Origin of the sequence: Streptomyces sp. SLBN-118 (assembly GCF_006715635.1) — a bacterium.
In the GTDB taxonomy this organism is placed as follows: domain Bacteria; phylum Actinomycetota; class Actinomycetes; order Streptomycetales; family Streptomycetaceae; genus Streptomyces.
Map to the genome: position 1 here is coordinate 2,178,441 of NZ_VFNP01000002.1, position 22,604 is coordinate 2,201,044.

General features: G+C 70.8%; 15 protein-coding genes. 10 read left to right on the forward strand and 5 right to left on the reverse strand.

Annotation, left to right across the window (positions count from 1 at the left end; genetic code table 11):
- Positions 1-277: 277 nt before the first annotated feature.
- The 3 genes from FBY35_RS28510 to FBY35_RS28520 all read right to left on the reverse strand — a co-directional run bounded on the left by FBY35_RS28510 (position 278) and on the right by FBY35_RS28520 (position 4,654).
- Positions 278-544, reverse strand: coding sequence for an acyl carrier protein (locus tag FBY35_RS28510; RefSeq protein ID WP_142216832.1), 267 nt, complete (start codon positions 542-544; stop codon positions 278-280).
- Between the two features lie 320 nt (positions 545-864).
- Positions 865-2,859 carry a BTAD domain-containing putative transcriptional regulator gene (locus tag FBY35_RS28515; protein ID WP_142216833.1) on the reverse strand — a complete coding sequence of 665 codons (1,995 nt, stop codon included), beginning with the start codon at positions 2,857-2,859 and terminating at the stop codon, positions 865-867.
- Between the two features lie 247 nt (positions 2,860-3,106).
- The gene (locus tag FBY35_RS28520; protein WP_260848843.1) at positions 3,107-4,654 is read right to left on the reverse strand and encodes an MFS transporter; all 1,548 of its coding nucleotides are present in this window, start codon (positions 4,652-4,654) and stop codon (positions 3,107-3,109) included.
- A 250-nt stretch (positions 4,655-4,904) separates the two neighbouring features.
- Between FBY35_RS28520 and FBY35_RS28525 the strand changes: the two genes are divergently transcribed.
- Positions 4,905-5,600 carry a TetR/AcrR family transcriptional regulator gene (locus FBY35_RS28525; RefSeq protein WP_142216834.1) on the forward strand — a complete coding sequence of 232 codons (696 nt, stop codon included), beginning with the start codon at positions 4,905-4,907 and terminating at the stop codon, positions 5,598-5,600.
- Positions 5,601-5,832: 232 nt separating this feature from the next.
- Here FBY35_RS28525 and FBY35_RS28530 read toward each other — a convergent pair whose 3' ends face one another.
- Entirely contained in the window at positions 5,833-10,968 is a 5,136-nt protein-coding gene (locus tag FBY35_RS28530) for a type I polyketide synthase (RefSeq protein ID WP_186357088.1), read from the reverse strand.
- 123 nt (positions 10,969-11,091) lie between these two features.
- A complete protein-coding gene (locus FBY35_RS28535) occupies positions 11,092-12,402 on the reverse strand; it encodes a phenylacetate--CoA ligase family protein (protein ID WP_142216835.1) in 1,311 nt (436 codons plus the stop codon).
- Between the two features lie 285 nt (positions 12,403-12,687).
- On the opposite strand from FBY35_RS28535, the gene FBY35_RS28540 reads away from it, so the two are divergent.
- From FBY35_RS28540 to FBY35_RS28580, 9 genes are read left to right on the forward strand one after another with little or no spacing between them, the layout of a single operon-like run.
- Positions 12,688-13,725 carry a ketoacyl-ACP synthase III family protein gene (locus tag FBY35_RS28540; protein WP_142216836.1) on the forward strand — a complete coding sequence of 346 codons (1,038 nt, stop codon included), beginning with the start codon at positions 12,688-12,690 and terminating at the stop codon, positions 13,723-13,725.
- A gap of 9 nt (positions 13,726-13,734) precedes the next feature.
- Entirely contained in the window at positions 13,735-15,354 is a 1,620-nt protein-coding gene (locus tag FBY35_RS28545) for a (2,3-dihydroxybenzoyl)adenylate synthase (RefSeq protein WP_186357089.1), read from the forward strand.
- A 1-nt stretch (position 15,355) separates the two neighbouring features.
- Positions 15,356-15,622: a phosphopantetheine-binding protein gene (locus FBY35_RS28550; RefSeq protein ID WP_142216838.1), complete on the forward strand. Its 267-nt coding sequence runs from the start codon at positions 15,356-15,358 to the stop codon at positions 15,620-15,622.
- Positions 15,622-17,130, forward strand: coding sequence for an amidohydrolase family protein (locus tag FBY35_RS28555; protein WP_142216839.1), 1,509 nt, complete (start codon positions 15,622-15,624; stop codon positions 17,128-17,130). The genes FBY35_RS28550 and FBY35_RS28555 overlap by 1 nt, the downstream gene beginning before the upstream one ends.
- Positions 17,127-17,903: a 2,3-dihydro-2,3-dihydroxybenzoate dehydrogenase gene (locus tag FBY35_RS28560; protein ID WP_142216840.1), complete on the forward strand. Its 777-nt coding sequence runs from the start codon at positions 17,127-17,129 to the stop codon at positions 17,901-17,903. Before FBY35_RS28555 ends, FBY35_RS28560 begins: the two co-directional genes overlap by 4 nt.
- A 27-nt stretch (positions 17,904-17,930) precedes the next feature.
- The gene (locus FBY35_RS28565) at positions 17,931-18,596 is read left to right on the forward strand and encodes an isochorismatase family protein (RefSeq protein ID WP_142216841.1); all 666 of its coding nucleotides are present in this window, start codon (positions 17,931-17,933) and stop codon (positions 18,594-18,596) included.
- The gene (locus FBY35_RS28570) at positions 18,593-20,476 is read left to right on the forward strand and encodes an anthranilate synthase family protein (protein ID WP_142216842.1); all 1,884 of its coding nucleotides are present in this window, start codon (positions 18,593-18,595) and stop codon (positions 20,474-20,476) included. Before FBY35_RS28565 ends, FBY35_RS28570 begins: the two co-directional genes overlap by 4 nt.
- A 5-nt stretch (positions 20,477-20,481) precedes the next feature.
- On the forward strand, positions 20,482-21,825 hold the full coding sequence (locus tag FBY35_RS28575) for a 3-deoxy-7-phosphoheptulonate synthase class II (protein WP_142218221.1): 1,344 nt from the start codon (positions 20,482-20,484) through the stop codon (positions 21,823-21,825).
- A complete protein-coding gene (locus FBY35_RS28580; protein WP_260848844.1) occupies positions 21,822-22,580 on the forward strand; it encodes a 4'-phosphopantetheinyl transferase superfamily protein in 759 nt (252 codons plus the stop codon). Before FBY35_RS28575 ends, FBY35_RS28580 begins: the two co-directional genes overlap by 4 nt.
- Positions 22,581-22,604: the final 24 nt, after the last annotated feature.

Here is a 22,604-nt window from a genome sequence, read left to right on the forward strand (position 1 = left end):
CGGGGCGGCGGACCGGGTCGGCGAGGGTTGCGGCAGTGGGCGGGTCCGCGTCGTGGAGGGGTCGCCTGGTGCGGTGTGCGCGGCAGGGCCGTTCGGCGCGGGCCGGGGTGTGCTCGTCCCACGGGATGGCGGACGGGGCTGTGTCGCCTCTCCCGTGGGACGAGGCTCTGGGGCCGTACCCGCAGCGGCTGTACGGACTCGGGCGCCCGCGTACGGACGCGGCCGGCCGCGCTGTCCAGCGGCGCCGGCCAGTGCGACCGGCCGGGCGCCGAGGCAGCTACGCGGCGGCGGTGCGCCGCTCGCACTCCTCGGCGATGTGCGCCGCCAGGGCCTCGATGGTCGGGTGGTACCACAGCGCCGTCGTACCGAGCTCGAAGCCGAGCCAGCTCTCCATCTCACCGGCGATGATGAGCGCCTGGGTGCTGTCCAGGTCGAGCTCGTCGAAGTACTGGTCGGCCGGGACCTCCGTCGGCTCCACACCCAGTCGCTGTGCGATCTCGTCGATCAGCCATTTCTGGGCTTCTTCGGCCGTAACGTTCGCCATTTCCCATCCTCTCCCACGGCTTATTGCACGCCTTCGGGGACGTTTGGCATTCCCCGTAAGGGCGCCTCGCACATGGAGGCGCAAACATTCGTCAGCAATGACCGAAAACCCGGCCATTAATCGGGACTTGCCCGCGAGCCTGACCATAGGTCTGAGCCCCTGTCCGGGCAACCGAACTCCGCACCGGCAAAGGCCGATTTACCTCGTGGCAATCGTTCGTTCGGCCTGTGCCGGGCGGAATTCCCGTGCTGAGCTGCGGTGATTGAGTGGAAGAAGACGGGAGAAGACGTGCTGTCAGCCTCGCGCAAGGCTGTCAGCGGTCATGTCAGCCGGCGCCACTGGCCGTTGCCCGCATTGCGTGACCTGCTCGATGTCACGGACTGCTTCGACCTCAGCGCATATGAGTGGTCGGCCGCCCTTCTCGCGAGTTCTGCCACGAGTGCGTGGATCGAAAGGTGCGGTGTCGCCGCGAGCCTGGCGACGGCCATACGCAGCTCCAGCGGATACTGCCCGCAGACCGCCGCCAGTTCGGCCGTGGCCTCGGGCTCCGCCTGCGTACGCTCCGGACCGAGATGGGTCTCGATCAGGGCGTACGACTCCGCCGCGGACAGGACGTCCAGGGGAATGGACTGCGCGCCCTCACGGGTCACCAGATCGATCAGCGGTGATCTGCTGGTGACGACCACCAGGTTTCCCGGAGTGCCCGGCAGCAGTGCCCGGACCTGTGCCGCGTCCGCCGCGTCGTCGAGCAGCACCAGGAAGTGGCGGCCGGCGAGGAGGCTGCGGAACAGGGCGGACGACTCTTCCCGGGTGTCCGGGATCCAGGCGTCCGGCACTCCGAGGGACCGCAGGAAGCGGGTGAGCACCGTACGCGGGTCGACCGGCCGTCCCGTGGCTTCGGCGCTGCCCCGCAGATCGGCATAGAGCTGCCCGTCGGGAAACTCCTCGTGCCGGTGATGGGCCCACCGCACGGCCAGTGCCGTCTTTCCGATCTCGGGCGGTCCGTGGATGGCGGCAATACCCACGGAGGGATGGCCCTTGCGCTGGTGCGCCAGGAGACCGTCCAGAACCTCCAGTTGCTCCTGCCGCCCGATGAAGGGCGTGATGACCGGCGGGAGTTGCGCCGGTGGTGCCAGGCTTCGGGGACGGGAGTCGGACGACGAGGCCGTCCGCGGCTCCTGGGGCGCGGGCCAGGAGCCGCGGGCGGTGCCGTACGCCTGGGTCGTGGCCGAGCCGGGCGGTTGTGCGGCCGTGTGACCGGCGTGCCTTTCGGGGCCGTTCGGGCCATCGGGGCCGCTCGGGCCATCGGGGCCGTAGTGCGTCAGGATGGCGTTGCGGGCCTGCCAGATCTCTTCGCTGGGCTCGACGCCCAGTTCCTTCTTCAGCCGTATTCGCAGATCGGCGAAGAGGCGCAGCGCGGCCGCCCGCCGCCCGGAGCCGGCGAGCGCGAGCATGATCCGCGCCTGGAGTGCCTCGTGCAGCGGCTCCTCGTACGACGCGACCCTGAGATGTTCGACCGCAAAGGCGGAACGGTTCAGTCTGATGGCCAGATCGGCGAATTCGATGGCCACATCGATGTGCCGCTGCGCCACCCTGACGACGGCGGGGTGCTGCCACAGCTGCGACAGATCCTGGAGCAGCCGCCCCTGCCAGCCGCGCAGGGCCTGGCCGAACAATTCGAGTGCGGCCATCGGGTCGGCTGCCGCCGTCTGCTTGGCCTGTGCGCTGCGCTCCTCGAACTGACGGAGGTCCAGCTCAACGCCTCTACTGTTGAAGACGTATCCACCGCGCACCGTACTGATCCGGCGGGCTCCTCTTGCGTGCCTTCCCTGCCCCGGCTCAATGAGGCGGCGCAGTCGCGCCACATAGGTGTGCACCAATTTCTGGTACGCGGGCGGCGCTTCACCGCTCCAGAGCACATCCGCTATTTCTTCGTGGCTCACGGTCTGGTCCGGCTGCACGGCAAGCAGACCGAGAAGTGCCCGCTGTTTCAGTGGCATGGCCACGGGCAGCCCGGTGCACAGGACCGTCAGCGGCCCCAACAGGCGTATCTCGTAGTGGAATCCTGGCTGGTCGGGCTGCTGATCCGCATCGGGCTCACTGCCCGGTGCGGCGGCACCGTAGTCGTACCCGACCACCTCGGCCATCCGCGCCAAGGTCTCGTGGCGCGGGTTCTTCACCTGGCCACGCTCAATATGGCGGACGGTTCTGACGCTGATCTCGGCCCTTCGCGCCACTTCGTCCTGAGTTAATCCTGCCTTGATGCGTGCGGCCCGAAGACCGTCCCCCCTGGCAATCCTCAACCATCCCCCCACCCTTCAAGTGCATTTGGCCACGCCAGTTCACATAGGACTGGCACGTCTCGCCACCGGCCACTCTATTGTGAAGATTCTGCGGAAGTGAAGGCTCCGACTTTGTCATTGCCAACATTCGTACGAAACACGGCCCCAGGGTGTTGACACCAGGTGACCACGGACTGCTGCCTTACAAGAATCCAGTCGAAACCTCAACCAAATTCCCCCGGGTCCGCCGGTCGGTGACCGGCGGACCCACGCACCACTCTCAGGCGGTCCGAAGCGGACTTTCCGCCGCCGGCGACTGCCCGTCGTACTCGGGAACACCGGCGTCCGGCTGTTCGGCCGACCGGCGCACCAGCACCAGAACGAGCATCCCGGCGAGCACTGCCGCGATACCGCTGATCAGGAACACCTGGTCGAGACCCGCCGCCCAGGCGTCCTCGATCGCCGTGGTCGCCGCGGCCCGCGACTGCTCCGGGAGACCGGCGACCACGCTGGAGGCCTGACCGCTGGTGACCAGCTCGGCCACATCGTGCGTTCCGGCGAACGCCTTGCTGTCGTCGAGGTTCCGCCCGACGGCGCCCGCCAGGATGGCGCCCACAACCGGGATCCCGACCGCGAAGCCGAGCTGCCGGAACGTGTTCGCCGCGCCGCCCGCCATGCCCGCCCTGCTCGCCGGTGCCGCGGCCAGCGCGGCCGATGCAAGGGTCGGCGAGGCGATACCGACGCCGACACCGGTGACGATCATGCCGGGGAGCAGGGCCGTCCAGCCCGAGTCGCCGGTGACGAGCATCTCCAGGAGCGTGCCCGCACCGATCAGCAGAAGACCGATACCGATCGGCCACTGCGGAGCCGCGCTCGCCAGGAAGCGGCCGGCAAGTCCGGCGGCCAGGAAGGACATTCCGCTCAGCGGCGTGAGGATCAGGCCCGCCTTGACCGGGCTGAGGTCGAGCACCGACTGCGCCCACACCGAGACGAACACCAGGTTGGCGAAGGCCGCGGCGCTGAACACCACGGCTCCGGCCATCAGCCCGCCGAAGGACGGTGTACGCATCAGAGCCAGGTCCAGCATCGGATCCCGCTTGCCGCGCTCGACCAGGATGAAGGCCACCAGCGCGAGCGCCGCACCGCCGAACAGGGCGAGCGTCGTGTTCGCGCCCCAGCCGTCGTCGCCCGCGCGGATCAGGGCGAAGATCAGCAGCGTCGCCATCAGGGTGAAGCCGATCGTGCCGGGCAGGTCGATCCGGCGGTCGGTGCGGATGGCGGAGCCCTCCAGGTACTTGCGGCCGACGATCAGCGCGAGCGCCGCGACGGGCAGGTTGACCAGGAAGATCCACCGCCAGTTCAGATGCTCGGTGAGCAGTCCGCCGAGGATCGGACCGGCCGCGGCGGCGGCGCCGTTGACCGCACCCCAAAGGCCGAACGCGATCCCGCGGTCGCGACCGCGGTAATTGCCGGCCAGCAGGGCGGTGTTGGTGGCGAACATCGCTGCGGCACCGAGGCCCTGCACACCGCGCGCGGCGATCAGCGAGCCGCTGTTGTTCGCGAGGCCGCAGGCCAGCGAGGCGAGGGCGAAGACGGCGAGGCCGACGAGATAGACCTGCCGGGCGCCCTTGAGGTCGGACAGCGAGCCGATCGCCATCAGCAGGGCGGCCAGGACCAGCACATAGACGTCGACCACCCACTGCAGATCGGAGAACGACGCGTCGAGCGAGTCGGTCATCTGCGGCAGGGCGACGCTGACGATGGTCACGTCGATCAACAGCATGAAGGTGCCAAGGCAAACCGCCAGCAGCGGCATCCATTTGCGCATGACGCGGAGCCTCTCAGATTGCGGGACGAAAAGTGGACAAATGCACCGGCAAGCCGGTCGGGTCGCCCGGTGGCCGGGTCGTGCACTGCTGCTTGAAAAACCGGTGCCGCAGGACGCGGCGCCGGTGACGGGCGGTCTGTGCGGGCACCTCTTAGACAGTGGCTAATAGGTTAGGCTGACTCTATGCCCTGCGGGTCGCCGGGCGTCAAGTCGCTTCGGTCACACCCCCTCCAGCGTTAGGTTCCTCGTCATGTCTGGGTCAGCGCCCCGCCGCCGTTCACGGGCCTCGGCAGGCCTGCCGCCGATCACGGCGGACAAAATCATCGATGCCGCGGTCGAGTTGACCGCCGAGCACGGGCTCGACGGCTGGTCGATCCGGCAGATCGCCACCAAGCTGGACGTATGGCCAGGTGTGGTCGCCCATCACGTCGGCGACCGCGAGGCGGTGGTCATGGCGGTCACCGACCGGGTGATCGCACGCATTCCGGTGCCCGACGCGGACGTGCCCTGGCGCGACTGGTTCAGCGTGCTGATGCTCGAAGGGCGCGCCGTCCTGCGCCAGTACCCGGGCGTGGCCCGCCGCCTGGTCCTGGTCGGCCCGAACGTGCCGGCCGCCCTGCCGACGATCGACGTCGGCATCAAGGTGCTGCTGGGGGCGGGGTTCGGCAAGCACGCGACCGAGATCTACCGCTACCTGCTCAACAGCGCGTTCATGCTGGTGGCGGTGGAGGACGACCGCGACAACTACTTCCCGGCGGCACGCGCGGAAATGGGCCGCGCCATGGCCGCGTTCGCTGAGGACGAGACACGGCCCGGTCTGGCGGCGGCGGGTGCGCAGGCGGTCGCGAGCGACGATCCGGCGGATCTGGCCGCGCAGGATCTGGCGTTCTTCAAGCTGACGGTGGAACGGTCGCTGGACGGCGCGGAGGCGCTGCTGAAGGACTGAGCTGCCGCCCGGGGGCCGCCCCGGATGCCCCGGACCGGTTGCGCCGCCGCGATCAGTTCACGGGTCCGTGGCCGGTGGTGCCCCGCGCGGACGCGGCGATCAGCGCTGGACCCCGATGAACGGACCTGAACATCCCCGGAGCACAGAGACCCGCCGGCCGGCCTGGATGTCCAGGCCGGCCGGCGGGTCAATTCAGCCGCGGGGCAGGGGAACAGCCCCGCCCCAAGCGCGCCTACGCCGAGGTGCGCCGTTCCTCGTCCGCGTTGGCGGCACCCTCCCCCAGCACTCCCGCCAGGAAGCCCGCGATCTCGCTCACCGTGGGGTAGTTCCACAGCAGCGTCGCCGGCAGCGCCACGCCCAGGTCCCGTTCCAGCGCGACCCGTACCGCCGTCGCCAGCAGTGAGTCGACCCCTGCCTCGGTGAGCGGGCGGTGGACGCCGACGGCCGCGGGCTGGACGCCGAGGACTACGGCGACCCGCCGGCGTACGTCGTCGAGCAGATACGCGGCCAGTTCGTCCCCGGTGAGGCCGACCCAGTCGGGCACTTCGGCCGGCTGGGACGCGTCGTCCCGGGCCAGTTCCGCGAGCAGCGCGGGCCGCGGACCTGTGTGGCCGCGCAGCAGGCTCAGGACCGTGACCAGGGCGCTCGGCGCACGGCCGACGGTCTGGTCGAAGGCGCGCAGCGCCTGGTCGGGGGCGATGTCCGCGGTGCCCCGGGCGGCCAGTTCGGCGTCGGTGGCCGAGGCCGCCGTCGCCATGCCCATTCCGCGCCAGCTGGTCCAGGCGATGCTCACCGTCTCGTCGTGCCCGGTGGCCCGCCGGTGCGCGGCCAGTGCGTCGAGGAAGGCGTTGGCCGCCGCGTACGCACCCTGGCCGGGCAGTCCGAGCAGGGGGCCGCACGAGGAGAACAGGACGAAGAAGTCCGTCGACCCGGGCGGGAACAGCTCGTGGAGCACCATCGCGCCGTCGGCCTTGGGCCGCATGACGTCCCGCAGATGCCCCGCCTCCAGCCGGTGCATGAGCGCGCTGTGCACCGTGCCCGCGGCGTGGACCACGCCCCGGATCGGCGGCAGTTGGAGCGCGTCGAGCGCTGCCCGGGTCGCGTCGAGGTCCGTTATGTCGGCGGCCACGGTGGTGACGCTGACTCCGGCGGCCTCCAGTCGCCGCAGCGCGGCAATCCGGGGGTCGTCGTCGGACCACTGTGCCCGCGGGGGCACCGCGGTGCGGCCGAGGAGCACGATGCGGCGGGCGCCGCGCCGGGCGAGGTGCTCGGCGAGCACCAGGCCGAGCACTCCGAGACCGCCGGTGATCAGATACGTTCCGTCGGCCCGGCAGGTGAACTGTTCGCCGCCCTCGGCAAGTTCGGCCGGTACGAGCCGGGGCACCCGCACCTCGCCGTCGGTGACGGCGAGCACCGGCTCGGCCGGGCGCAGGTGCAGCAGGCTCAGCAGCAAGCCGGCGGGCAGTTCCTCCGTCGGTCCGGCCGGCAGGTCGACCACGCCGCCCCAGAATTCGGGGTGTTCGCTCGCGGCCACCCGGCCCATGCCCCACAGCGGGGCGTGGCTGAGCTCGTCGGCCGAGGCGGCTTCCCGTACTCCCCTGGTCAGGCACCACAGCGTGGGCTTGCGGCCGGGCAGCGCGGCGATGGCGCCGACCAGTTCGGCGAAGGCGACTGCGACGTCGGCGGCCGGTATCGCGTGCGGTGCGAAGAGCACATGGTCCGCGCCGTCCAGGTCGGCCCGGTCGACGCTGACCGTCGCGCCGTGCTCGGCGCAGGCGGGAACGAGCGCGCGGGCCAGGTCGTCGGGGCCGAGCACCAGCACCGTACGGTCGGGGAGGGCGGTGTGCGAGGCGGTGTCCACCGGGAAGGGCTGCCAGTCCAGTTCGAAGCGGCCGCTGGCGCTCTGCTCCTCCCCGGACAGGTCGCCCTCGAGCTCGCTGTAGCGCAGCCCGCGCAGGGTGAGTACGGACTCGGCGCCGTCTGCCTCGCCGCGGATGTCGACGTGCACGGTCGTGGGGTGGTCCTCGTCGAGCCCGACCGAGATCGTCGCCCTCCGGGGCGGCAGCCCGGTCCGGGTCACCTGATCCACGTACGAAGGCATGCGCAGCACGCCCGGGCCGGGGAAGATGACCGAGGCCATGGAGAGGGCGGCGTCCAGGACGGCGGCCCAGCTGCGGTCCAGGTCGGCGCTCGCGGTGGCGGTCAGTGTGCCCTCACCGCGGTGCAGTTCCTCGATCTGCCAGGGGTAACCCATGTCGGCGACGCCCAGTTCGGCGAGCCGCTCGATGACATAGCCGGGGTCGAGGGTCTCCGAACTCTCCCCCGTCCGTACGGGCTCGGGCTCCGCTCCCCCGCCGACGGTGGCCATCGTGTGGGTGGACCAGGCCGAGTCGGGTGCGCCGAGCCGGCGGGAGACGAGGGTCAGCGCGGTGTCGTCGCGGACGATCTGAAGTTCGCGCGTCTCCTGCTCCGGCACCACGACCGGCTGACGCAGCCGCAGATCGGTTAGCACATCGGTGCGGCCCGCGGTGAGGAAGGTGTTGACCAGTACGGCGGCCGGAACGATCTCCGTGTTCAGCACGGGGTGGCGACGCGGGTAGGGCCGGGTGCGCAGATCGAGTGTGGTCTGCCAGACCCGCAGTCGGGAGCCGTGGACCCCGGTCTCGCTGCCGAGCAGTGTGTCGACCGGTGACTGGCTGCCGCCGCGTGCGTCGACCCAGTGCCGGGCGTGCTGCCAGGCGGTGGTGGGCAGGTCGGTGCGGTTCCCGGCGGGCTGAAGGACCGACCAGTCGACCGGGACGCCCTGGCAGTGCAGTGCGGCGAGCGAGGTGAGCAGGGTGGTCCGCTCCGGGCGGTGGCGGCGAAGGCTGGGCGTGACCAGGGTGTCTCCGGCGCCCGAGACGGTCTCGTTGATCGAGTGGCCGACGACGGGGTGCGCGGAGATCTCCAGGAACAGCCGGTGGCCGTCCTCGAACGCGGCCTCGACCGCCTGCTGGAAGCGCACCGGATTACGCAGGTTGAGCCCCCAGTAGTCGGCGTCCTGGCGTCGCGTCGAGCGCGGGTCGTCGAGCGCGGTGAGGTAGAGCGGCACCTGTGCGGTCCCCGCCCGGAGATCGGCGACGGCAGCGGCGAGGTCGGCGCTGATCGCGTCCATGTGCGCGCTGTGGAAGGCGACGTCGGAGTCGACCCTGCGTACGGTCCAGCCCAGTTCGGCCCACTGCTCGGCGGCTTCGTCGACGGCGGGGATGTCTCCGGCGACGACGGTGGACGAGGGGGCGGCGGCGATGGCGGCGCAGAGGGTGTCGGTGGCTCCAATCGTCTCCTGCACCTCGTCGAAGGGCCGGTCGACCATGATCATCGCGCCTCTGCCCGCCACCTTGCGCAGCAGTCCCGAACGACGGCAGACCAGCCGCGCGCCGTCCTGTTCGGACAGCACTCCGGCGACGACCGCCGCGGCGATCTCGCCGACGGAGTGGCCGATCACCGCGCCGGGAGTGACGCCGTAGCGGCGCCACACCTCGGCGAGGCCGATCTGCATGGCGAACAGCATCGACTGGATGATGTCGACCGAGCCGAGGTCGCCGCTGGTGAGCACCTCGCGCGGGGTGACGCCCAGTTCCTCGGAGTAGATGGGGCCGAGCCGGTCGATGGCCGCGGCGAACACCGGCTCCTGGGCGAGCAGGTCCTGGCCCATGCCCGACCACTGGGCGCCGTGCCCGGAGAACACCCAGACGGGCGAGCGCGGCGGTCCCGACGTCTCACCGGTGACGACGGTGGGAAGCGCCTCGCCCTCGGCCAGGGCACCGAGACCGTCGGCCAGTTCGGCCCGGTCCGCCGCGACCACGACGGCGCGGGCGGACAGGTGCGCCCTGCGGTGCGCGAGAGTGTGCCCGACATCGGGGAGCGCGTGCGCGTGCAGCGCCTCGCCCAGCCGGGCGGCCTGGGCGGCGAGTCCGGGCGCCGTCGCCGATGACAGCGGGTAGACGGTGAGCCCGGTGGAGTTCGCCGACTCGGCCTTCTCGGCCTCGTCGGTGACGCCCGCGGTGACCGGGGCCTGTTCCAGGACCGCGTGCGCGATGGTGCCGCCGTATCCGTAGCTGGCCACTCCCGCGAGCCGCGGCCGGCCGGAGTCGGGCCACGGCGTGGCCTCACTGACCAGGCTGAGCCCGGACTCGGCCCACGGAATGTCCTTGCGCGGACCGTTCACGGTCAGGGTCGGCGGGATGATCCCGTGCTGCATGGCGAGCGCGGTCTTGATCAGCCCGGCGATGCCCGCCGCCGCCTCGCAGTGCCCGATGTTGGTCTTCACCGAGCCTATGAGGCACGGCCGTTGTCCGTCGGCACGGGCGCCGACCACCTCGGCGAGTGCGGCGGCCTCGATCGGGTCGCCCACCTTGGTGCCGGTGCCGTGCGCCTCGACGTAGTCGACGTCGGAGGGCGCGACGCCCGCCGATTCGTACGCCTTGCGCAGCAGATGCGCCTGCGCCGAGGAGCTGGGCGCCATGATGCCGTCGGTGCGGCCGTCCTGGTGCACGGCGCTGCCGCGGACCAGGGCGATGATCCGGTCGCCGTCGCGCTGCGCGTCGGCGAGCCGCTTGAGTACGACGATGCCGCAGCCCTCGCCGCGGCCGTATCCGTTGGCGGCCTCGTCGAAGGCCTTGGACCGGCCGTCCGGCGAGATGGCGCCGGCGATGTCGAGCACGGTGGTCAGCCCCGGGCCGGCCATCAGCATGATTCCGCCCGCGAGCGCGACCGGTACCTCACCGCGCTGGAGGCTGGCGCACGCCTGGTGCAGGGCGACCAGCGAGGACGAGCAGGCGGTGTCCACCGCGACGCTCGGACCGCGCAGATCGAGGGTGTAGGAGATCCGGTTGGGCACACCGCACAGCGAGGAGCCGATTCCGGTCCAGGCCTCGACTCCGGGAAGGTCCTCGAGGAGACGGCGGCCGTAGTCGTCGGTGCCCACGCCGACGAACACGCCGGTGTCGCTGCCCGCGAGGCTGGAGGCGGGGATGCCCGCGTGCTCCAGCGCCTCCCACGCCACCTCGAGCGCCATCCGCTGCTGCGGGTCGAGCTGGCGGGCCTCGGTGGCCGAGATACCGAAGAAGGAGGCGTCGAATCCGCTGATGTCACCCAGAAAGGCGCCGTTGGAGGTCACCCGCGACAGGACGGCGGCGTTCTCGCGCGACTGGGCGCGCTGCGGGGCCCACCGGTCCTCGGGAATGGGGCCGGACGCGTCGACCGCGCCCATCAGCAACTCCCACAGCTGTTGTGGCGAGTTGGCGCCACCGGGGAAACGGCAGCCGATGCCGACGATGGCGATCCGGTCTTCGGGGGTCGGCGGCAGGGGGGACAACTCACTCACCATGGGGGTCACCGCTTACGGGTCGGGCGTCGTCCACAGTGGACGACGACGGGACAAGAAGAAGTCGGCCGGAATCGGCGGGGCGCGCCCGGAGCTCGGGAACGGCGGGCATCAGCGGGAGGCGGATCATGCGTACATGACCGCCTTGTCCCAGTCCTCGCCCTCGCCGAACAGATAGCGGGCCTTGAGGATGTCGCGTTGCGCCGTGAGCGCCTCGCGGGGCACGAGCGTGCCCAGCGGCTGCCCGGTGATGCGGTGCGGTACGCCGAGCTCGCGGTCGATCAGTTCAGCCAGCTCCTTGGCCGCCGTGTCGCGGCTCTCGTCGGGTGCCTCGAACTCCACGCGCAGGACGTCCCGGTGGGCCATGGCCCGCCAGAACATCACCTCGTAGCTGCCGGGGAGGCTGAACACCAGCTCCTCGAGCCGCTGTTGGGTGACCGTCGACGCGCCGACCGGATAGCCGGTGCCGGAACGCCCGAGCACGCGGACCGTCGGCAGCAGCCAGCCGCAGGAGCACGCCGCGTGGGACACCTCGACGTCGTCGGCGAGGTTGTAGCGCAGCAGCGGCATGGCCTCGCGGTAGAGCGGGGTCACCACCAGCTGGCCGCGGCCGGACGCGGCCAGTTCACCCGTCTCGGGGTCGAAGACCTCGAAGACCGCGCGGTCCGCCCACAGGTGCAGGGCGCCGTTCGGGCACTGGCCGGCGATGGTGCCGGTCTCGGTCGAGCCGTACTCCTCGACGATCGGGATGCCGCCCCAGATCTCGCTGAGCCGGCGGCGGCGCACCTCGGTCAGAGGTTCCGCCGCGGTGAACATGGCCCGCAGTGCGGGGAAGTCCTGGTCCGGGCGGAGCCCGGCGGCCTTGGCCGCGGCGGCGAGCATCATGATCTCGGTCGGATTGCACCAGGTCAGCGAGACGTCCAGGGCCCGCATGACGCGGATCATCCGGGGCAGCGGGGTGGCGAGCGAACGGGCGTCGCCCGGCACGATCGTGGCGCCGCGCAGCCGTCCGGCGGCCTGGGCCAGATGCGCGGTGATCACCAGACCGTAGGGGGTGCGCACCAGGAAGGTGTCCGAGGGAGTGATGCCGACCCACTTGCGTGCGTAGCGTTCGGCGAGGTCGGCCCAGTCGTCGTCGGTGTAGTACGAGGCGGTGGGATCCCCGGCCGTGCCGCTCGACTCGTGGTAGGTGGCCAGCTTCTCGCGGTCCACCGCGAGCAGTCCGAAGGGGTACTGGTCGCGCAGATCCTGCTTGGTGGTCAGCTCGATGCCGGCGAAGTCCTCCGAGTCGCGCGGCACGGCGCGGCCGTCATAGCGGGCGGCGTAGAACGGCGAGCGCATCGCCTGGGCGATCACCCGCGGCAGCTCCGCCCGCTGCAGCTGCGTGAGTTCGGCGGGACTTGACCAGTCGCCCAGTTCCGGACGCGACCACGACATCGGATCTCCTCGTCTGTGCCGGGGGCCGCGAGCGGACGGCACGCGGCGGATACCCGCCCAGCACACACCGCGGTCCGGGCCCGGGCCCGAGTAGTCGCTACTCAAATCAGCCAACGGGGGACCGGACCGGCAGGGGCCGGATCACCTGCGCAGGGGACCCTAAGTCGACCCCTTTCTTAGACGCCGTCTAAGAGCGGACGTTGAGTACCGCCTACTCATGAGGCCCGTCAGCCCCCGTGTTGTGCTTGCCGCGAAACGCATCCACCCCACGAAGGAGTCGGCGCGATGAGGACCGAGAACCTGTACCTCGCCGGGATCGGCAGCCATCTGCCGCCCCTGTACCCGGCCGAGCGCGCGGTCGAGGAAGGCCTGTACGCCGAGGAGAGCAGGCAGGCCTCCGGCATGCGTTCAGCGGCCGTCAGCGAGTCGACACCCGCGCCCGACATGGCGATCGACGCGGCAAGGGCTGCACTGTCCGCATCCGGCCACGGGCCCGAGGACATCGGCATCCTGCTGCACAGCTACACCCACCACCAGGGTCCCGACGGCTGGTCGGCCGTGCACTACATCCTCAACAACACCGTGGACCGCCCGATCCCCGCCGTGGAGATCAAGCAGGGCTGCCTCGGCATGCTCGCCTCCGTCGAGGTGGCGGCCAACCGGCTGATCGCCAACCCCACCCACGACGCCGCCCTGATCACCACGGGCGACAACTACTCAACTCCGGGTGTGGAGCGCTGGCGTGCCTCCGGTCTCTTTGTGCTCGCCGACGCCGGCTCCGCCGTGGTGCTCTCGCGGCGCAGCGGCTTCGCCGAGCTGCTCGCGGTCGGTTCGCTGTCCGACTCCTCGATGGAGATCCTCCACCGGGCGGGCGAGGAGCTCTTCCCGCCGGGTGTCACCAGGGGCCGCGGCCTGAACTTCGGCGAGCGGGCCGAGAAGGTCCGTGAGCAGTGGGCGGCGGGCCAGGCCCCGCCGATCAAGAACTTCGGCGACAAGGTCGCCGAGATCGCCGAGCGCACGCTCAAGGAGGCGGACCTGACCTTCGATCAGGTCGCCAAGGTCTGCCACGTCGGCTTCGGCCGGCCCGCGCTGGAGGCCATGTTCCTGCTGCCCCTGGACGTCGACGAGGACAAGGCCCTGTGGGAGTACGTCAACACCATCGGGCACACGGGCGCGGCCGACCTGTTCCTGGGCCTTGAGCACGTCTGGCGCACCGGCCAGGTCGGGCCCGGCGACCACGTCCTGCTGATCGGCGCGAGCACCGGCATGGAGGCGGGCGCCGCCGTCGTACGCATCACCGAATCCGCACCCGAAGCCGAGTAGGAGCTCCTGATGCTTGCCGGATGCACTCCATGGCCGTCCGATGTCGCGCAGCGCTACCGCGAGCAGGGCATCTGGCGCGGTGAGACGCTCGGCGCGCTGCTGCGAAGCGCCGCGCGCCGCTACGGCTCCGCCACCGCGCTGGTCCACGGCGGCCGCCGGATCAGCTATGTCGAACTCGACCAGTGGGCCGACCGGCTGGCCGCCGGGTTCGCCGCGCAGGGCGTGCGCGAGAACGACCGGCTCGTGGTGCAGCTGCCCAACGTCCCGGAGTTCGTGGCGATCGCCTTCGCCCTGATGCGTATCGGCGCGAAGCTGGTCTTCTCGCTGCCCGCGCACCGCTCGACCGAGATCTCCCACCTCGTCGAGCTGAGCGGGGCCACCGGGTACGTACTGCCCGAGACGCACCGCGGGTTCGACCACCGCGAGATGGCACTGGAGATCCAGGCCTCGGCCCCCGAGCTGCGCACGCTGTTCGTGCTGGGTGACAAGAGCGAGGGCTTCGTCTCGGTGTCGGAGCTGGAGCTCGCCTCCGCCGAGTCCCGTCCGCTGCCGGAGCCCGATGCGGCCGATGTGGCGTTCTTCCTGCTCTCGGGCGGAACCACCGCGCTGCCCAAGCTGATCCCGCGCACCCACGACGACTACGTCTACCAGTCCCGGCGCGCGGCCCAGGTGTGCGAGCTGACCAGCAGCGACACCTATCTCGCCGTGCTGCCGGTCGAGTTCAACTTCGCGTACGGCTGCCCCGGGGTGATCGGCACCTTCCAGACCGGCGGAACCGTGGTCCTGGCCGACACCCCCAATCCCCTCGACTGCTTCCCGCTGATCGAGCAGCACGGCGTCACCGTCACCTCGATGGTGCCCTCGATCATGCAGCTGTGGCTGGAGGCCGCCGAGTGGAGCGAGGACGATCTGAGCAGCCTGAGGCTGGTGCAGGTCGGCGGGGCACGGATGACGCGCGAGTTCACCGAGCGCATCGCGCCGACGCTGGGCTGCTCGCTCCAGCAGGTGTTCGGCATGGCCGAGGGTCTGCTGACCTTCAGCAGGCCCGACGACCCGGCCGAGTCGGTGCTCACCACCCAGGGCAAGCCGATCTCGGACGCCGACGAGCTGCGCATCGTCGACGAGGACGGCAACGTACTGCCCACCGGATCCATCGGCGAGCTGATCACCCGCGGCCCGTACACCCTGCGGGGCTACTACGGGGTGCCCGAGTACAACAAGCGCGCCTTCACCGAGGACGGTTTCTACCGCACCGGTGACCTCGCCCGGCTCACCGAGGACGGTGACCTGGTGATCGAGGGCCGCATCAAGGACATGATCATCCGCGGCGGAGACAAGATCTCCGCGGGCGAGGTCGAGGACCATCTGCTGGCGCTGCCGTCGATCAATCAGGCGGCCGTGATCGGCGTGCCCGACGAGTTCCTCGGCGAGCGGATCTGCGCGTATCTCGTCACGGACGGCGAGCAGATGGCGCTGGCCGAGCTCAAGAAGGCCATTCACTCCCACGGCGTCGCGGACTACAAGCTGCCCGACGTGGTGCGTTATGTGCCCGAGCTCCCGCTCACGCCGCTGGGCAAAGTCGACAAGAAGGCGCTGGCCGTCATAGCCGCGTCCGAGCAGGAAGGCTGACGTGGACATCACTCCGACCCCTACTGAGCTCGATCTGCGCGCAACGGTCGCGCCGCTGCTGGGCCTTGAGCCCGAGGCGATCGAGCCGGACGCCAACCTGGTGGTTCTCGGCCTGAGTTCGCTGGAGATCATGCGGCTGGTCAGCCGCTGGCGCAAGAACAAGATCCCGGTCCAGTTCGACGAGCTGGTGGCCGCTCCCACGCTGAACGGCTGGCTCGCGCACTTCGCCTCCATCGCGTCCGCGTCGACCGAGCCCGGGGTGGCCTGATGAACGTCCAGCTGATCACCGGCGGCACCGTCTACACGGCGGACGCCGAGGAGAGCGTCCATGCCGGCGGCGCGGTGCTGATCGTGGACGGCACGATCGCCGCGGTCGGCAGCGCGCCCGAGGTCGAGGAGTCGGCCGCCGCCCTCGACCCGGCGCAGAAGGCCGCGATGAAGCGGACCGACGCGGGCCGCATGATGGTGCTGCCCGGCTTCGTCAACGCGCACTGGCACGAGATGTTCGCCATGCGCTTCCCGATGCGCGGCGCCCTGCGGCCGGTCTCCGACCGCGATGACCAGGTCGCGTTCATGGGCGGCGGCGGCGACATGCACCAGATCTCCGCCACCTTCGACCGCTTCGACGACCTCATCGACGGCATGACCCCGGACGAGGCACAGGCCATCGCCGAGTACTCGATGTGGACCCAGCTGCGCGGCGGGGTGACCACGCTCGGCGACATGGGCTCGCTCAACCGCCCGCAGTCGATGGTCGCCGCGGCGCAGCGCCTGGGCATCCGGTTCTCGGCGAGCACCTGGGCGAGCGACGCGATCTGCCCGCCCGACCAGGACACGTTCGTACGGACCAGGGACGCCGACGGCGTTCTCGCGAACTTCGAGTCGCTGCTCCAGCTGGTCAACAAGGACACTTCGGGGCGCATCAGGTGCCGTCCGAGCATCGCCTACGTCACGAACATGACCGACGAGCTGGCGCGCGGCATGGCCGACCTGGTCGCCGCGCACGACCTCGGGTTCGCGACGCACGTCGGCGCGCTGCGCAACGAGGTCGAGCTGATGCGCGCCTACTACGGCGAGACGGGTGTGCGCCGGCTGGCCGAACTCGGTCTCGTGGACGAGCGGTTGATGGCCGGGCACTGCGCGTTCCTCGACGAGCAGGAGCAGAAGCTCCTGCTGGCGGCCCGGGCCCACATCAGCCACTCCCCCGGCAAGTACGGGCCCTCCGGCGAGTCGTCGCTGACCGAGACCGGCGTCGTCCCGGCGCTGCGCAGGGCGGGCCTTGATGTGTCGCTGTCGACGGACGGCTCGTCGATGCCGAGCGCGGGGATCGCCGAGACGATGCGCGCCGCCTGGCAGATGTACAACGAGATGAGCGCCGACCAGACCGAGGTGCTGCCCAGCGATGCGCTGGCGATGGGCACCCGGATCGCGGCGAAGGGGCTGCGCTGGGACGACGCGGTGGGCAGCCTGGAGGTCGGCAAGCAGGCCGACCTGGTGCTCGTACGGGCGGACGACTGGCGCTATCTGCTCAACCCCCGGCCCCTGGAGAGCTTCCTGTGGCTGGCCGGTTCGGCCGATGTGGACACCGTGATCGTCGGCGGCCGGACGCTGCTGTCCGGCGGCAAGGGCGTCGAGGTCGACGAGGCGGGTCTGCAGGAGCGTTACCTCGAAGCGCTCGGCGCGTTCACGACGCGCACGCTGCGGGTGCCGTCGGAGGTGGTCGGGCGGGTGCTGGGCCCTGTCCGTTCGGCCGGACAGGGCCAGGTGACACGGTGACCGGCGGGCTGTCCGGAGTCGCCGTCGTCACGGGGGCGGCCGGCGGGATCGGTGCCGAGATCGCCAGGTCCCTGGTGGCCGCGGAGACGCCGGTCGCGCTGCTCGACCGCGACGTTCTCGCCCTGTGGGAGCTGGCGGCCGAGCTGGACTCGACCGGAGTGCGCGTCCTCGCGGTGGCCACCGATGTCACGGACAGCGGAGACGTGGACAGCGCGGTGGCCAAGGTCGAGGTCGAACTCGGCCCGATCGAGTACCTCGTCAATGCCGCCGGGGTGCTGCGCAGCGGCCAGGCCGCCCAGCTGACCGACGAGGAGTGGGACACCACCTTCGCCGTCAACGCGGGCGGGGTCTTCCACATGAGCCGCGCGGTGGCCCGGGTAATGGTGCCGCGCGGCAGCGGCGCGATCGTCACGGTCGCGTCGAATGCCGCGGCCACCCCGCGGATGTCGATGTCCGCGTACGCGGCGTCCAAGGCGGCGTCGGCGATGTTCACCAAATGTCTCGGCCTGGAACTGGCCGCGCACGGCATCCGCTGCAATGTCGTCGCCCCGGGCTCGACCAGGACGCCGATGCTGACCGCACTCCAGGGCGACGCGGCCGAGCGCGCCTCGATCGAGGGTGTGCCCGACGCCTACCGGGTCGGCATCCCATTGCGGCGTATCGCCGAGCCGTCGCACATCGCCGACGCCGTGCTGTTCCTGCTCTCGGAGCGGGCGTCCCACATCACCATGCACGACCTGACCGTGGACGGCGGCGCCGCGCTCGGAGCCTGACCGACCGACGAGAAGAGGACACGACCAGTGGCGATTGCGCCGATCGACTCCTATCCGATGCCGCGGCCCGTCGACCTACCGGCCAACACCGCAACATGGACCGTCGACACCCGCAGGGCCGTGCTGCTCGTGCACGACATGCAGCACTATTTCCTCGCCCCGTTCGCCGGCGGCAAGCAGCCGCTGACCGATCTGATCGCCCACACCGCCGCGCTGCGCGAAAGCTGCGCGGAGCGCGGCGTCCCGGTGCTCTACACGGCCCAGCCGGGCGGAATGACTCCCGAAGAGCGCGGCCTGCTCCAGGACTTCTGGGGACCGGGCATGTCGGCCGCGCCCGAGGACCGGGGCATTCCCGACGCCATCGCGCCCGGTGAGCACGACACCGTACTCACCAAGTGGCGGGCCAGCGCCTTCCACAAGACCGGGCTGCTCGACCTGATGTCCGCGCAGGGCCGCGACCAGCTGATCATCTGCGGTATCTACGCGCATGTCGGCATCCTGCTCACCGCCTGCGACGCCTTCGCCCACAACATCCAGACCTTTGTGGTGGCCGACGCGATCGCCGACTTCACGCCCGAGTTCCACCGGATGGCGCTGCAGTACGCGGCGACCCGCTGCGCCATGACCCTTCCGACCGCGACGGTGCTCCAGTCGCTCGCGACGGTGACCACCGCGTCCGTAGGAGACTCATGATGACCCCCCTCGACGAACTGGCCGCGGGCGGAAGGCCGTTCGCGGTGCTGCACCGTCCCGAGAGCGGCCGGGAGCAGATGGTCGACCTGCTGGTCGGCGAGTTCACCGAGGTCGCGGGCACCGCCGAGCTACCGGTCCCGGACCTCGGCGAGCCCGGCACGCACGAGACGCTGGTCGTGCTGCCCTACCGGGTGATCGGCGAGCGCGGTTTCGACCACCACGACGACGGCGAGCCCGTGCTGGCGATGCCGGTCGACGAGCAGTCGCTGCTGCCCGTGGACGAGGTGCTCGACCTGGTGCTGCGCTGGCCGATCGAGATGAGCGAGGGCACCTTCGACCTGGACGACCAGGAGTACGGCGATCTGGTGCGCCGGGTGCTCGCCGAGGAGATCGGCCATGGCGCGGGCGCCAACTTCGTCCTCAAGCGCACCTTCGTCACCGAGATGCCCAACTGGTCGGTGCGTACCGCGCTGGCGTTCTGGGGCCGGCTGCTGCGGGCCGAGCCCGGCGCGTACTGGACGTTCCTGATCCACACCGGCGAGCGCACCTTCATCGGCGCCAGCCCGGAGCGCCATGTGAGCCTCGACGACGGCGTCGCCGTGATGAACCCGATCAGCGGCACCTACCGCTACCCGGCCGGCGGCCCGGCCCCGGACGGCGTGCTCGACTTCCTCGCCGACAGCAAGGAGACCAACGAGCTGTACATGGTGCTCGACGAGGAACTGAAGATGATGAGCCGGGTCTGCGACGACGTGCGCGTGGTCGGGCCGCAGCTCAAGGAGATGGCGCACCTCGCCCACACCGAGTACCGCATCGTCGGGCACAGCCGCCGCGACGTACGGGAGATCCTGCACGAGACCCTGCTCGCGCCCACGGTGACCGGCAGTCCGGTGCAGAGCGCGTGCGAGGTGATCGCCAAGTTCGAGCCGGCCGGGCGCGGTTACTACTCCGGCGTCGCCGCACTCATCGGCCGGGACGCCGAGGGCCGGCGGCGGATGGACTCCGCGATCATGATCAGGACAGCCGATGTCGACCTGGAGGGACGGATGCGGATCGGCGTCGGGGCGACGCTGGTGCGCGACTCCGACCCCGCGAAGGAGGCGGCGGAGACCGCGGCGAAGGCGGCCGGGCTGCTCGACGCCCTGGGCCGCGTCGCCGAACACGCCCGCCCCGCGGGCCTCGACCAACACCCGCAGATCAGAGCCGCACTCACCGACCGCAACAGGGCACTCTCGGACTTCTGGCTCGCACCCGCCGTGCCCAGGATCGCCACCCGCGGCAAGCTGCTGATCATCGACGCCGAGGACAACTTCACCGCGATGGGAGCCTTGCAGCTGCGGGCGCTGGGCTTCGAGGTGACGGTGCGCCGCTTCGACGAGCCCTACCGGCTGACCGGCTACGACTGCGTCGTACTCGGTCCGGGTCCGGGTGATCCGCGCGACGAGAACCACCCCAAGATCGCGTATCTGCGGGCGGTGACCCGCAGCCTCCTCAACCTTCGTGTGCCGTTCGTGTCGGTGTGCCTGAGCCACCAGATCCTCAGCGGACTGCTCGGCCTGCCCCTGAACAAGCTGGACTTCCCGAACCAGGGTGTGCGGCGCACGATCGATCTCTTCGGCAGCCGGGAGCCGGTCTACTTCTACAACGCGTTCACCGCGAACTCCGGCAGCGATCTGCTGGAGAGCCCCCTGTGCCGGGACTTCGTGGAGGTCTCGCGCGATCCGGTCACGGGCGAGGTGCACGGCCTGCGCGGTCCCGGCTTCACCTCCGTGCAGTTCCACCCCGAGTCGGTGATGACCCGTCACGGATCAGCAATCCTCGACAGCCTGGTCACCGGTGCTCTCGCGCCGGTGCCTCACAGAGTGGAGCTCACGGCGTGACCCCCATGGTCGACGTCCCTTCCGCACGCGCCGGGCAGACCTGGCGCTCGCTCCCGGCCAAGCAGCAGCCGCAGTGGCCGGACCCCGCGGCGCTCGACGCCGCGGTCGACACCCTCGACGGCAGCCTTCCCCTGGTCGTACCGCGCGAATGCGACCTCCTCATGAAGCGGCTGGCCGCCGTCGCCCAGGGCGAGGCGTTCCTCGTCCAGGGCGGCGACTGCGCCGAATCCCTCGACGCGGTCAACGCCACGTCGATCAGCCGCAGCGCGAGCACCCTGCAGCAACTGGCCACGGTCTTCGGGTACATGATGTCGCTGCCGGTGGTCACGGTGGGGCGCATGGCCGGGCAGTACGCCAAGCCGCGCTCGGCGACGACCGAGACCCGTGACGGCGTCGAGCTGCCGGCGTACCGCGGCGACGCGGTGAACGGGTTCGCGTTCACCGCCGCCGCCCGTACCCCCGACCCCCATCGCATGGTGCGCGTCTACAACGCGTCCGCCGCCACTCTGAACCTGGTCAGAGCTTTCGGCACGGGCGAGTCGGCCAGCGCCGGACAGGCCCTGGAGAACATCAAGAAGTTCGCCGTGGACTCGCCGGAGCGGGCCCGCTACGAGAGCCTCATCGCCGAGATCGAAGAGGCCGGGGGCTTCACCGGAACCGACGGCTGGCACACGCCCGGCGAGCTGTTCATGTCGCACGAAGGACTGCTCCTCGACTACGAAGCCGCACTGACCCGGACCGACTCGGGCACCCAGAAGCCCTACGCCACCTCCGGACATCTGCTGTGGATCGGCGAGCGCACCCGGCAGCTCGACGGCGCGCACGTGGAGTACTTCTCCGGCATCAGCAACCCGATCGCCGTCAAGATCGGGCCGACCGTCGAGCAGGACGAACTGCTCCGGCTGATGGACCGGCTCGACCCGAGGCGCGAGCCGGGCAGGCTCACCCTCGTCGCCAGAATGGGCGCCGGAAAGGTACGCGCCGTACTCCCCGGCCTGGTCGAGCGGGTGACGGCCGAGGGCCTGCCCGTCGCCTGGGTGTCCGACCCCATGCACGGCAACACGATCAGCGCGCCGTGCGGGCGCAAGACCCGCAGGTTCGACGACATCCTCGACGAACTGTCCGGGTTCTTCGAGGTGGTCGGCGGACTGGGCGCGCACCCCGGCGGCGTGCACCTGGAGCTGACCGGCGACGACGTTGCCGAGTGCGTCGGCGGCGGTGCGGGGCTCGGATTCGACGATCTGCCCGCGGGCTACCGGTCGGTCTGCGACCCCCGGCTGAACCGGGAGCAGTCGCTGGACCTCGCGTTCCGGCTCGCCGACCTCGTCAGTGCCCGGACGTTCGGGTGACCGGTAGGGCCGATGTCAGCACCGTGGCGGAGCAGGTGGCCGCCGCGGGGCTGACGCATGTCTGGCTGCTGCCCGAGCACGCCGTGGACGCCTTCGCCGCCCCTCTCGGCGGCACCCGGCTCCTCACCGATGACGAACGCGCGCGCATGGACCGGCTGGTGACGGCCACGCTGCGGCGGCGCTTCCTCGCCCGGCGACTGCTGTGCCGGTACGCGCTCAGCGAGCGCACCGGCCGCCCGCTCGACCACTGGCGCTTTCGGGCCGGCCCGCACGGGCGCCCCGAGGCCGAACCGGACGACGACGGCATGCGGTTCAGCCTCTCCCACACCGAGGGGCTCATCGTCTGCGCGGTCGCACAGGGCCGGGTCTGCGGAGCCGATGTGGAACGGCTGCCCGCCACCAGTGAAACCACCGACTACGTGAGCCGCTACTTCGCCGCCGACGAGCGCGCGGAGCTGGCCGCTCTCACCCCCGCGGGGCGGATCGCCCGCGGCAGCGAGCTGTGGGTGCTCAAAGAGGCGTACCTCAAAGCACTCGGCACCGGTCTGCACCGGAGTCTCGACGGATTCTCCTTCGCCGCGCAGCCGGCGGGCAGAGCGGGACGCATCACCGTCAACGACCCCGAGCAGCGCGAGAGACCGGGCGACGGCTGGTCGTTCGAACTGCTCCACCCCGGTCCCGAGCACATCCTCGCCATCGCTGTCGAGGGAACGCACCCCGGTGCGCTGCGACGGACCGACTTATCCGGCATATAGCGCGCTGGTGCAGCGCAGAGATTG